Annotated in this window: 11 protein-coding genes; 7 read left to right on the forward strand and 4 right to left on the reverse strand. The window is 46.2% G+C overall.

The features are described 5' to 3' along the window. Positions 1 to 33: 33 nt before the first annotated feature. Positions 34 to 1932, reverse strand: coding sequence for a methylmalonyl-CoA mutase small subunit (mutA, locus tag DW800_RS07260; RefSeq protein WP_022401430.1), 1899 nt, complete (start codon positions 1930 to 1932; stop codon positions 34 to 36). 270 nt (positions 1933 to 2202) lie between these two features. Between mutA and DW800_RS07265 the strand changes: the two genes are divergently transcribed. Next, positions 2203 to 3864: a putative transporter gene (locus DW800_RS07265; protein WP_005827199.1), complete on the forward strand. Its 1662-nt coding sequence runs from the start codon at positions 2203 to 2205 to the stop codon at positions 3862 to 3864. Positions 3865 to 3940: 76 nt separating this feature from the next. Here the strand turns inward: DW800_RS07265 and DW800_RS07270 are convergent, their stop codons facing one another. Together DW800_RS07270 and DW800_RS07275 are read right to left on the reverse strand one after the other, a co-directional pair. Further along, a complete protein-coding gene (locus DW800_RS07270; RefSeq protein WP_034532845.1) occupies positions 3941 to 4570 on the reverse strand; it encodes an AAA family ATPase in 630 nt (209 codons plus the stop codon). 104 nt (positions 4571 to 4674) lie between these two features. Further along, positions 4675 to 6027 (reverse strand): MATE family efflux transporter, encoded by a 1353-nt coding sequence (locus tag DW800_RS07275; RefSeq protein ID WP_005827205.1) that lies wholly within the window; start codon positions 6025 to 6027, stop codon positions 4675 to 4677. Between the two features lie 257 nt (positions 6028 to 6284). Here DW800_RS07275 and DW800_RS07280 point away from each other — a divergent pair, with 257 nt between their 5' ends. The 5 genes from DW800_RS07280 to DW800_RS07300 all read left to right on the forward strand — a co-directional run bounded on the left by DW800_RS07280 (position 6285) and on the right by DW800_RS07300 (position 11881). Next, a complete protein-coding gene (locus tag DW800_RS07280) occupies positions 6285 to 6692 on the forward strand; it encodes an HU family DNA-binding protein (RefSeq protein WP_005827207.1) in 408 nt (135 codons plus the stop codon). Between the two features lie 94 nt (positions 6693 to 6786). Next, on the forward strand, positions 6787 to 8517 hold the full coding sequence (gene lysS, locus DW800_RS07285; protein ID WP_005827209.1) for a lysine--tRNA ligase: 1731 nt from the start codon (positions 6787 to 6789) through the stop codon (positions 8515 to 8517). Between the two features lie 98 nt (positions 8518 to 8615). After that, positions 8616 to 9611, forward strand: a complete 996-nt coding sequence (locus tag DW800_RS07290; protein ID WP_044467854.1) for an NAD(P)H-dependent glycerol-3-phosphate dehydrogenase — start codon at positions 8616 to 8618, stop codon at positions 9609 to 9611. Positions 9612 to 9658: 47 nt separating this feature from the next. Next, positions 9659 to 10996: a glucose-6-phosphate isomerase gene (locus tag DW800_RS07295; RefSeq protein ID WP_008664064.1), complete on the forward strand. Its 1338-nt coding sequence runs from the start codon at positions 9659 to 9661 to the stop codon at positions 10994 to 10996. A gap of 129 nt (positions 10997 to 11125) precedes the next feature. After that, positions 11126 to 11881: an HAD family hydrolase gene (locus DW800_RS07300; RefSeq protein ID WP_008664065.1), complete on the forward strand. Its 756-nt coding sequence runs from the start codon at positions 11126 to 11128 to the stop codon at positions 11879 to 11881. Positions 11882 to 11936: 55 nt separating this feature from the next. Here the strand turns inward: DW800_RS07300 and DW800_RS07305 are convergent, their stop codons facing one another. Continuing rightward, on the reverse strand, positions 11937 to 12563 hold the full coding sequence (locus DW800_RS07305) for a hypothetical protein (protein WP_119957946.1): 627 nt from the start codon (positions 12561 to 12563) through the stop codon (positions 11937 to 11939). A gap of 202 nt (positions 12564 to 12765) precedes the next feature. Here DW800_RS07305 and DW800_RS07315 point away from each other — a divergent pair, with 202 nt between their 5' ends. Continuing rightward, entirely contained in the window at positions 12766 to 13203 is a 438-nt protein-coding gene (locus tag DW800_RS07315; protein WP_005827221.1) for a PepSY-like domain-containing protein, read from the forward strand. Positions 13204 to 13274: the final 71 nt, after the last annotated feature.

Below are 13274 nucleotides of genomic sequence, written 5' to 3' on the forward strand. Positions count from 1 at the left end.
ATTTGACGATTTACGATTTACGATTGAAGTTGCTTACTTCAAAAGTTTGGCGTTGAATTCTTTTAATGTCTCTAATACGTTGACACGGACATGGATAAAGTTCTCGATACCGGCAGCCTTCAAGTCGTCCATGCAAGCAGGAGCACCGGCTACGATAAACATGGCACGGCCATTCAGAGCCTTGAAGGCAGGAACAGCATATTCTGCATATTCATCATCACTTGAACACAATACCACGATGTCGGCCTTGGCAGCCATAGCTGCTTCTATACCTTCTTCTACGGTGGGGAAACCGAGGTTATCCACAACTTCGTATCCGGCACAAGCCAGAAAGTTGCAAGAGTACTGTGCACGTGCCTGGCGCATGGCCAGATTACCGATAGTCAGCATAAACGCTTTCGGGCGTTTGCCGGAAGCCTCTGTTTCGAGACGCAACGCTTCAAATTCACTGGCAGCACGGTCAAAGTTCAGTGTCGGAACATCTTTTTCGCAGGTATGTCCGCCGCCGCAACAGCAAGTAGCCTCAACCGGTTTCTTATCTCCCGCCTTTTCATTAAAGTTGGGGAACTGGTTAGTACCCAACAGCACTTCCTTGCGCTTGGCAACTGCGGCATGACGCGCCTTGTTGCTCTCGTTTACGGCAGCCTGCACTTTTCCGGCTTTCACGGAAGCATAGAAACCACCGTCTTCTTCTACAGCGAGGAAGAGGTCCCAAGCCTGCTTGGCAATAGAGACGGTCAAATTCTCAATATAGTAAGAACCTGCAGCTGGGTCAATAACTTTATCGAAGTGCGATTCTTCTTTCAACAGCAGTTGTTGGTTACGCGCCATACGCTCAGAGAATTCGTTAGGAGCATCATAAGTCTTGTCGAACGGAGTAACCGTCATTGAGTCAACGCCGGCAAGGGCGGCACTCATCGCCTCAGTCTGCGTACGCAACAAGTTTACGTGTGCATCAAACAAAGTCAAGTTGAATGAAGAAGTTTCCGCATGAATCTTCATCTTGGCTGCACAGCGGCATTCGTTATCTTTACCCTTGTTGTCGCAGTCGCGCAGACACTCGGGACTGTAAGAAGCCACAATATTAGCCCACAGCATACGTGCAGCGCGGAATTTGGCTATTTCAAGGAAGTAGTTGGAACTGATACCGAAATTGAACTTAATCTTCTTGGCTACCATTGCAGCCGGCAGACCGGCATCAACCAACTGATTCATATATTCATTACCCCAAGCCAAAGCATAACCCAGTTCCTGGAAAATATAAGAACCCGCATTGTTTAATGTCAACGCGTTCACATTCAATACACGGTATTTCGGAAGGGAAGCGGTAGCCTCGAGCAGCGCCTTGGCTGTTGACACCATATCACCTTTTTCTTTACCTTTGGCCAGCATCTTGTTGAAGTAGTCATAGTTGATGGAGCCCCGCAATTTCGTCAAGTCATAATCCTTTTTCTGGAAATAAGCGACAAGAAGTTCTGCAAGTTCCACCACATGCCCCTGGCAGGTAGAGAAATTCAACTCGACACATTCCGCGCAGATATCTTTCAACAAAGTTTCAATATACTCTGCGTTCAATTCCTTGGCCTTTACATGGAAAGAGAGTGAATCTACACCTTTATTCAAGATGTCCAACGCCTTGGCATTGGCCTCTTTGGGGCATTCCACTTTGATTTCCTGACGAACAAGCCATTCATTGTTGTCTTTCTTGGTACCTCTGAGATAAGGAAACTCGCCGGGAAGAGCATCTGTTGTCTTCAAACCTTCCAAGTCCTCCATACGGTAGAAAGGTTTCACCTTAAATCCTTCGTTTGTCCTCCAAACGAGCTTCTTCTCGAAATCCGCCCCTTTCAGGTCTGCGGTAACTTTCTCCATCCACTGCTCAGTGGAAACGGGAGAAAAGTCGGAGAAGAGTTTTTCTTTACTGTCTGCCATAGTTTATTTAAAATTTAAATAGATGAATACTATTCATTTTTGTCATCAAGAGACTTGCAAATATAAGGAAATACTTAGAACAAAATCTTTTTTTAGAGAAAATTGCACTAACAGATGACTCCGTGCCCATACGGATTCAGCGTATTCACCGGAAGCATACTCTACTTTTGCAAAGTTGATATAGCAAAAAGTACCACAAAGCCTTTGCCACCTCCTTTTTATTAAGTATTTTTGCGCGAAATTTTAAAAAACGACATATTAATAGGTACTATGAATTGGTTAGAAAGCTTGCTATGGGACTCTTCATCTGTCGCTCACATCGTTTGTTTGTATGCATTCGTAATATCTGTGGGCGTATTGCTGGGTAAGATTAAGATTTTCGGGGTATCGTTGGGGGTTACATTCGTCCTCTTTGCCGGTATCCTGATGGGCCATTTTGGCTTCACGGGCGAAACACACATTTTGCATTTCATCCGCGAATTCGGTTTGATTTTATTTGTATTCTGTATCGGTCTGCAAGTCGGGCCCTCCTTTTTTTCTTCCTTTAAGAAAGGGGGTATGCGGCTGAACATGCTTGCTGTCGGTATCGTGTTGCTGAATATCGCAGTAGCATTGAGCATCTACTTCATTGACGGAGGGATAGACCTGCCAATGATAGTAGGTATTCTCTATGGTGCCGTAACCAATACTCCGGGTCTGGGTGCCGCACAAGAAGCCCTGAACCAGATAAACTATACGGGAGACCCCATTGCATTGGGATATGCCTGCGCCTATCCGCTTGGTGTGGTAGGTATCATAGGTTCCATCATAGCCATCCGCTATATTTGCCGGGTGAACCTCAAGAAGGAGGAACAGGAACTCAATACGCAGGAAGCAGATGTAAAGCATCAGCCGCACATGCTTCACCTCGAGGTACGCAATGAATCAATTTCCGGAAAGACCCTGCTCCAGATAAAGGATTTTCTGGGACGCCCGTTTGTATGTTCGCGCATACGCCACGAGGGGCACGTCAGTATCCCCAATCATGAAACAATATTCCACGTAGGAGACCAGCTCTTCATCGTATGTTCCGAAGAAGATGCCGAAGCGGTAACCGCCTTTATCGGAAAAGAAATACACGTAGACTGGGAAAAACAGGACACTCCGATGGTTTCCCGCCGTATCCTCGTCACTAAATCTGAAATCAATGGCAAGAAACTGGGAAGCCTCCACTTCCGCAGCATGTACGGTGTAAATGTAACCCGTATCAACCGTTCGGGTATGGACTTGTTTGCCGATCCCAATCTGGTACTTCAGGTAGGTGACCGTGTAATGGTGGTAGGCCAGCAGGATGCCGTAGAACGTGTAGCCGGCGTATTGGGTAATCAGTTGAAACGTTTGGACACTCCGAATATCGTAACTATTTTTGTGGGAATCTTTTTGGGAATCCTGCTGGGAAGCCTCCCTATTGCATTCCCGGGTATGCCGACACCGGTTAAGTTAGGTCTTGCTGGTGGTCCGCTGGTAGTTGCCATCCTCATCGGACGTTTCGGTCACAAAATGCATCTTGTGACGTACACCACCATGAGTGCCAACTTGATGTTGCGTGAAATCGGTATCGTGCTCTTCCTTGCCAGTGTCGGTATAGAAGCTGGTGAGCATTTTGTACAAACAGTAGTAGAAGGTAGCGGATTACTGTATGTAGGCTATGGATTCCTGATAACTGTTATCCCCTTGTTGATAATCGGTATGATAGCCCGTTTCTACTGCAAAGTGAACTACTTCACCCTGATGGGTTTGATAGCAGGTAGCAACACAGACCCTCCCGCATTGGCATACGCCAATCAGACATCAGGCAATGATGCTCCGGCAGTAGGTTACTCCACGGTATATCCATTGACAATGTTCCTGCGTATTCTGGCGGGACAGATGATATTACTGACAATGATGTAGGAGGAATTAAGGAATTAAAATTAAAGGCTGCGTAGTTGGGTTAAACCAACATTGCGCAGCCTTTAATTTTAATTCCTTAAAGTTTCAGCTTCTTCTTGACGAACTCTTCTATAAAGTCCACCGTAGCTTCAATACCCAATACGGAAGAATCGATACACAAGTGGTATGTTTCGGCAGCTCCCCATTTTTTGTAGCTGTAGTAGTTATAGTATTCGGCACGCTTCTTGTCCGCTTTGTTCATCATCTCCTCCGCTTCACGCTCAGTAATGGAATACATTCGGCAAATACGCTTGATGCGCTCCTCATTGGAGCAGGAAATGAAGACATTGACACAGCGTGGATGTTCTCGCAGGATGTAATCGGCACAACGCCCCACAAACAAGCAGGACTTCTCCTCCGCCAATCTGCGTATCACGTCACTCTGCACTTTGAACAGAGCATCATTACTCAAGCAATTCGTGGCTGGGATAGCCCCGTCACTGACAAAAGGGAAACGCATGCCGAAGAGCCCTCCAATAATACCTTGTGAAGCTTTCTCATCAGCTTTCTCAAAAAACTCACAACACAGTCCACTCTCTTCAGAAGCCAACCTAATCAGTTCCTTATCATAAAAGTCAATACCCAGACGGGCAGCCAGTTTCTCGCCTATCTCCCGTCCGCCACTGCCCAGTTGACGGCCTATATTGATTATAAAATTATTGCCCATACGCTTGTTCATCTATTGGTTTGCAGATAGCAAATATAAATATTCTTACGGAATATCTGCAGAAAGTAGGAAGAAAAATTCAAAGCCTCTCCCCCGACCCATCCCTACAAGGGAGAGGTTCTGAATTTGCGGAATTGACAAACCAACATCACCAATGCTATCAAACTTGCAAGCAAATCGGATACCGGCATGCTGTACCACACTCCTGCCACTCCGAAAAACTGCGGCAGGACAAGCAGGCAAGGAAGCAGGATCAGCATCTGCCGGGTGAGGGAAAGGAATATCGCTTTGCCTGCCATGCCTATGCTCTGGAAAAAGTTGGAAGTCACCATCTGGAAACCAATAATCGGGAAGAACATTACCGTAATACGCAGTCCCGTGACCGAAAGCTCTGTCAGTTCCGCATCCGATGTAAAGATGCCCACCACCAGGTCCGGCACCAGCATACCGACCAGAAAGCCGAAAGTGGTCACTGCCGTGGCATAGATTATCGTCAGTCTCAGCACCTTGTTCACCCGTCCGTACAGCTTCGCCCCAAAGTTATATCCGGCAATAGGCTGCATTCCCTGATTCAGCCCCATCACAATCATCACTACAATGAAAACCAGACGGTTCACGATGCCGAAAGCCCCGATAGCCAAGTCGCCGCCATACTTCTTCAACCCCTGATTGATAATGATAACGATGAAGCAGGCTGCCAGGTTCATCAGGAAAGGAGACATGCCGATAGCAAGCGAATCGAATACAATCTTACGTTTCAGACGGAATATCCCCCGGTGGAAATGCAACAGCTCGTCCTTATTGCTGAAAAGCTTGAACTGCCACGTCAAAGAGATGACTTGCGCCACAATGGTAGCGACGGCAGCGCCACGTATGCCCCAGCCGAAACCATAGATAAACACCGGGTCGAGTATGGTATTGATAACCACCGTGGCTATGGTGGCATACATCGCCTTCTGCGGATGCCCTGAAGAGCGTAGCACTGCATTCAGCCCCAGATAGAGGTGCGTAACGGCATTTCCCAAAAGGATAATCTGCATATAATCCCTGGCGTAGCCCACCGTCTGGTCACTGCCTCCGAAGAAATAGAGAATCGGGTCGAGAAAGAGCATGACAATGATGGTAAAGGCCACTCCCAGCACCATGTTCAGCACAAAGACATTGCCCAGCACACGCTGTGCCGTGTCATAATCCCTCTGCCCCAGCTTGACGGAAATCAGTGTAGAGGCTCCCACACCCACCAGCGAGCCGAACGCCGCAGCCAGATTCATCAACGGGAAAGTCAACGCCAATCCCGAAATAGCCATCGTCCCAACGCCGTGACCGATGAAGATACTGTCTACCATATTATATAAAGAGGATGCCGTCATTGCGATGATTGCCGGAACGGCATATTGCATCAAGAGTTTACCTATACTTTCCGTCCCCAACGCCGAGGGAGTCTTTTGTCCTGCCATATTATATACCTATTTCTTTTTAGCGGGTGCAAAGGTACTCTTTTTTTAAAACAGAACAGCAGAAAAAACACCTTAAACCTGCACACTATGCGGATGATTTATGCTATCTTTGCGATTCAATGATAAATCATAAGATATGATTACCATAATCATACCGTATGATTGATATAATCATACCGTATGATTGGCACATTCATACCGTATGAACCATGCCTGACCTACCGGTTGAGCCGGACACATAATAACAACAAGCCCCCATGGCATTCTATAAGAAAGTAAAACAGAAAGGCGACGACAAATGGCACCCAAGAGCCGTCACCAAAGGACATCCCTATACAACGGATGAAATAGCCCGATTATTGTCGGAAATGTCTACGGTAACCCCGGGAGATACTTATGCAGTATTAATGAACCTTGGTGAAGTGCTGGGCAAGCTGATGAGCTCGGGACACTCCGTAAAGCTAAAGGGCATCGGGACGTTCTACTACACCTGCCGTTCGGAAGGCACCGGGGTAGACACCCCAGAAGAAGTGAGTCCGGCGCAAATCACTGCGGTGCAGATACGCTTCATCCCCGAATACTACCGCGGGCAATGCGGACAAGTGACGGAACGCACCCTCCTCTCCCCGCATATCGAATGGGTAGATACCGAAGGAGAGGATTAATGTCACTCCCCGTTCCCTATATTTCAAGGAAAAAGGTTCGCTATCTGAAAAATGTTTCGTACTTTTGTACCCAAATTGAGTGAAATATAGCGAAATGAACGTATTAGAACTAAGTGAACAAGAAATCATTCGTCGCAACAGCATGAATGAACTTCGCGCGATGGGCATTGAGCCTTATCCCGCAGCAGAGTATGTAACAAATGCTTTCTCTACCGATATTAAAGCTGAATTCAACGACGATGCAGAGCCTCGCCAAGTGTCCGTTGCCGGACGTATCATGAGCCGCCGTATCATGGGTAAAGCATCTTTCATCGAATTGCAGGACTCCAAAGGACGCATCCAGGTATATATCACCCGCGATGACATCTGCCCGGACGAGGACAAGGAGATGTACAACACCGTGTTCAAACGTTTGCTCGATTTAGGCGACTTCATCGGTATCGAAGGATTCGTATTCCGTACCCAGATGGGCGAAATCAGCATCCATGCCAAGAAGCTGACCGTACTTGCAAAGAGCATCAAGCCCCTGCCTATCGTGAAATATAAGGATGGTGTGGCTTACGACTCTTTCGAGGACCCCGAACTGCGCTACCGTCAGCGTTATGTAGACCTTATCGTAAACGACGGCGTGAAAGAAAAATTCCTGAAGCGTGCCACCGTCATCAAGACCATGCGTGCCGTGCTGGATGAAGCCGGCTACACGGAAGTGGAGACGCCGATTCTTCAATCCATCCCCGGTGGAGCAAGCGCCCGTCCGTTCATCACCCACCATAACTCTCTGGATATGGACCTCTACCTGCGTATCGCCACCGAGCTTTACTTGAAGCGACTGATTGTGGGCGGATTCGAAGGTGTATATGAAATAGGCAAGAACTTCCGTAACGAGGGTATGGACAAGAACCATAACCCGGAATTCACTTGTATGGAGCTGTACGTGCAGTACAAGGACTACAACTGGATGATGAGCTTTACGGAGAAATTGCTGGAACGCATCTGTATCGCCGTAAACGGCTGTACAGAAACCGAGATAGACGGCAAGACCATCAGCTTCAAAGCTCCCTACCGCCGTCTGCCCATCCTGGAAGCCATCAAGGAAAAGACCGGATACGACCTCGAAGGAAAGAGCGAGGACGAAATCCGCCAGGTGTGCAAGGAACTGAATATGGAGATTGACGACACCATGGGCAAGGGTAAGCTGATTGATGAAATCTTCGGCGAATTCTGCGAAGGTACTTTCATACAGCCCACTTTCATCACCGATTATCCCGTAGAGATGAGCCCGCTGACCAAGATGCACCGCAGCAAGCCGGGACTGACCGAACGCTTCGAGCTGATGGTGAACGGCAAGGAACTTGCCAACGCTTACAGCGAGCTGAACGACCCGATAGACCAGGAAGAACGCTTCAAAGACCAACTCCGCTTGAGCGAAAAGGGAGACGACGAAGCGATGTTCATCGACCAGGACTTCCTGAAAGCATTGCAATACGGTATGCCTCCCACATCGGGCATCGGTATCGGCATCGACCGTCTGACCATGTTAATGACGGGCGAATCCTTTATCCAAGAAGTGCTTTTCTTCCCGCAGATGCGTCCGGAAAAGGTTATCCCCAAAGATGCTCCTGCACGATACACAGAGCTGGGCATCCCCGAAGACTGGGTGGCTGTAATCCAGAAAGCCGGCTACAACCTGGTGAGTGACATGAAAGATGTGAATCCGCAAAAACTCCACATGGACATCTGCGGTATCAACAAGAAATATAAATTGGAACTGGCAAACCCGACCGTAAACGAAGTTGCTGACTGGGTCGGAAGAATTAAGAATTAAAAATTAAAGAATTAAATAGGCAAGATTAAAGATAAGAGGAGGAGGAAGGTACTCCTTTCCCCTCTTTTAATTTTTAATTTTTAATTATTAATTTCGATATGAAACTACCCGGTAAGATAGCCATCATGGGCGGAGGAAGTTGGGCAACTGCCATTGCAAAAATGGTTCTGGCCCAAGCGGAGTCTATAAATTGGTACATGCGACGCGATGACCGTATTGCCGACTTCAAACGGCTTGGTCATAACCCTGCCTACTTGACGGGCGTCAAGTTTGATACCAAGCGTATCAACTTCAACTCCAACATCAATGATGTCGTGAAAGAATCTGATACGCTCATCTTCGTTACACCTTCCCCTTATCTGAAGGTTCACTTGAAGAAACTGAAGACTAAGATTAAGGATAAATTCATCATCACTGCCATTAAAGGTATTGTGCCCGATGACAACTTGATTGTCTCGGAATATTTCACTAAGGAATATGGCGTCCCAGCTGAGAATATTGCTGTATTGGCAGGTCCCTGCCATGCGGAAGAAGTGGCTCTGGAACGCCTTTCTTATTTGACCATTGCTTGTCCCGACACCGACAAGGCTTGCACCATTGCCCGCAAACTGGCCAGTTCATTCATCAAGACCTCTGTCAGTAATGACGTTGCCGGCATTGAATACAGTTCGGTGCTGAAGAATGTATATGCCATTGCAGCCGGTATTTGCAGCGGTCTGAAATATGGCGACAACTTTCAGGCTGTGCTTATGTCCAATGCCATACAGGAAATGAACAGATTCCTGCAAACGGTACATCCACTGAACAGAAACGTAAATGATTCCGTTTATTTAGGTGACCTGCTGGTGACGGGATATTCCAATTTCAGCCGTAACCGCACATTCGGCACGATGATTGGCAAGGGATACTCCGTGAAAAGCGCGCAGATTGAGATGGAAATGATTGCTGAAGGATATTACGGTACAAAATGTATCAAGGAAATCAACAAGCATTATCATGTCAACATGCCTATTGTAGATGCAGTATACAACATTCTGTATGAGCGTATCTCGCCGACGATTGAAATCAAGCTGCTTACCGATTCATTCCGGTAAGCGTGAAAAAGATAAAACGAAATACTGAATTTAAAACCTAGAATATTATGATTAGTTTGAACATTGAAAAGACTCTTGGATTCATCTCCAAAGAAAACGTTTTCGCCTATGAAGCCCAAGTAAAGGCTGCACAGGAAGCATTAGAGAATGGTACCGGTAAGGGCAACGACTTCTTAGGCTGGCTGCACCTCCCCTCTTCCATCACTAAAGAGCACCTGGCCGACCTAAAGACTACCGCACAGACGTTGCGTGACAACTGCGAGGTAGTAGTAGTTGCCGGTATTGGCGGAAGTTACCTCGGTGCACGTGCGGTGATAGAGGCTTTGTCAAACAGCTTCACTTGGTTGCAAGACAAGAAAACGGCTCCGGTCATTCTGTATGCAGGACACAATATCGGTGAAGATTATCTATATGAACTCACCGAATACTTGAAAGACAAGAAATTCGGTGTTATCAACATCTCCAAATCCGGTACTACCACTGAAACGGCCTTGGCGTTCCGTCTGTTGAAAAAGCAATGCGAAGACCAACGCGGCAAGGATATGGCAAAGAAGGTTATCGTTGCCATCACCGATGCCAAAAAGGGCGCTGCCCGCGTAACGGCCGACAACGAAGGCTACAAATCCTTCATCATCCCCGATAACGTGGGCGGACGTTTCTCCGTACTGACTCCGGTAGGCTTGCTGCCCATCGCAATAGCAGGTTTCGACATTGAGAAACTGGTTGCAGGTGCAGTTGCCATGGAAAAGGCTTGTGGAAAAGATGTTCCGTTTGCAGAAAATCCTGCTGCCATCTATGCAGCTACGCGTAACGAGCTCTACAAGAACGGTAAGAAAATTGAAATCCTCGTAAACTACAATCCCAAACTGCACTACGTAAGCGAATGGTGGAAGCAGCTTTATGGTGAATCCGAAGGTAAGGAAAACAAGGGTATCTTCCCTGCTGCCGTAGATTTCTCCACCGACCTGCACTCCATGGGACAATGGATTCAGGAAGGCGAACGTACCATCTACGAAACTGTCATCTCCGTGGAGAAGACACAGCACTCCCTGCAAGTACCTTCGGACGAAGCCAACCTCGACGGACTGAACTTCCTGGCAGGCAAGCACGTGGACGAAGTGAACAAGATGGCTGAATTGGGCACACAGCTTGCCCACGTTGACGGCGGCGTACCCAACATGCGCATCGTTATCCCTGCACTGAATGAAGAAAGCATCGGAGGTCTGCTCTACTTCTTTGAAATAGCTTGCGGTATCAGCGGTTATATTTTGGGAGTCAATCCGTTCAACCAACCGGGTGTGGAAGCATACAAGAAGAATATGTTTGCATTGCTGAACAAGCCCGGCTACGAAGAAGAGTCCAAAGCTATCCAGGCAAGACTTTGATAAATTAAGAATTGAGAGTTGAGAATTGAGAAATGGCTGCACAACAAGTGCGAAGAGAACCGTTCCCCGATTCTCAACTCTCTATTTATCTACCCCGCATTTTTAAATTCTCAATCCCCAATCTACCAAGTGTTCGAAAACTCTATCGCCCGTTATCTGGAAAAGCACGGGCACCCCTACATCCAACTGAAAGCCGTTCTTTTTGACATGGACGGTGTGTTATTCAACTCCATGCCCTACCATGCCGATGCCTGGCATAAAGTAATGGAACGTCATGGCCTGCACTTGAGCCGTGAAGAGGCATACATGCACGAGGGACGTACCGGAGCCTCCACCATCAACATCGTTTATCAACGCCAGTATGGCAAGGATGCCACTCCCGAGATGATAGAAAGCATCTATGCAGAGAAAAGCGCCGAATTCAGTACCCACCCGGAACCGGAACGTATGCCGGGTGCTTGGGAAGTGCTGCAAAAGGTAAAAGCGGCAGGACTTATTCCGGTACTTGTCACCGGTTCGGGCCAACACTCCCTGCTGAACCGCCTTGCCCACAACTTCCCTGGTATGTTTCAGCGCGACCACATGGTGACCGCCTTTGATGTGAAATACGGAAAGCCTCATCCTGAGCCTTATCTAATGGGACTGGAAAAAGCCGGAGTACAAGCCAACGAAGCTATAGTTGTAGAAAATGCACCTATCGGAGTACAAGCCGGAACAGCAGCCGGCATATTCACTGTGGCAGTCAATACCGGTCCGCTGGACAGGCAGGTATTACTGGATGCCGGAGCAGATTTATTGTTTCCGTCCATGCAGGCGCTTTGTGACGACTGGGAAAGGTTGCAAACCGCATTAGATGCCAGTAATAGCCTTCGCCACAAAGATTGACGGCGACCCAAACAATATAACAGTTGATTGGAGCTTATATAACCAAGTAATACCATTACTTGATATACAGAAGACATCTATTGTCTTTCTTCTTAAAGCGCTCCAATCTACCCATTTTCTCCTTCTCGGTTTCTTTAATAGGGAACGTTATTCTACAGGTATCTTTATCATAATCATACAATTCTCTGGCAGGAACTACATAAACAGATTCCGGACTGTCACCACACCATCCAAAGCCAAAAACATAAAACAAGTTTTTTATCGGACGGTTCAACAGATTGGAATTCATATACCCCTCGTACTTTTCAATGTCTTTTATATCGAGATAAAAACCTATCTTACTTCGCCATTTACATTCTACAGCTATAATATCTCCAACTTCATGAATGGTACTCGTTGTGGTAACACACTCCATCAACAAATCCGGAGATGATGAAGACAGAGGCCTATACCCCTCAATGTATTTATCACCTCTCCAATCTAAAAGCCGCCAAAATATTTTCTTATCACATAGATCCGGATAACCTTCTTTACTAATATTAGAGTTCTTCACAACCCATTCCTCAAATCTATCTCCTAAATATTTACTTTTCTTCCTTTCTTTAAAATATTGAAAGGTATCCATAAACCGATATTGGAAAACACCTACAAAATCATCGATAAACTGATTTAATATTTTCATAGCCATAATAGTCTATTGTGTCTTTAAATAATATTCATTGCAAACAAAAATTCATAGGTGAAGAGCCGCAACACCCATTTTCAAAAATAGATTTTTTTTCATTTCCAAAAATAGAGTTTTTTTCCCAATTCTTTCCAGATTTCCTTCCCATCTTTGTAATACAGAAAACAAATAAAGTATTAATTATTAAAAATAGAGAAGTATGAAAAAATTAGTTATGATGTTGGTTTGTATGTTTGCAGTGCACACAATGGTAATGGCGGATAATGATAAGCCGATAGAGGTGAGCCAGTTGCCGGCGAAGGCGCAGACATTTATCAAGACTTATTTTAAAGACCATAAAGTGGCAATGGCTAAATTGGAGTCGGGAATGTTTTATAAAAGCTATGATGTGGTGTTCACGAATGGGGAGAAGGTAGAATTTGATAAATCGGGGGAATGGAAAGAGGTACGATGCAGACAAAGTGAAGTTCCTGTACAGATTGTACCGGAAGCGATACGTAACTATGTAAAGACCAATTATCCGGATGCAAGAATTCTTCAGATTGAGTACGATGACAATGAGTATGAGATAAAGTTGTCTAATCGTTGGGAAATTACATTTGACTCTAAAATGAGGGTGATTGACATTGACGATTGATGACAAGAAAGATTTAGAATATGTAGATTATAAAGTATCAAGAAACTGAAAACAGTTGCTTGGAGAGGGTT

This window comes from Bacteroides sp. AM32-11AC, from assembly GCF_003603515.1.
Lineage (GTDB): Bacteria > Bacteroidota > Bacteroidia > Bacteroidales > Bacteroidaceae > Bacteroides > Bacteroides uniformis.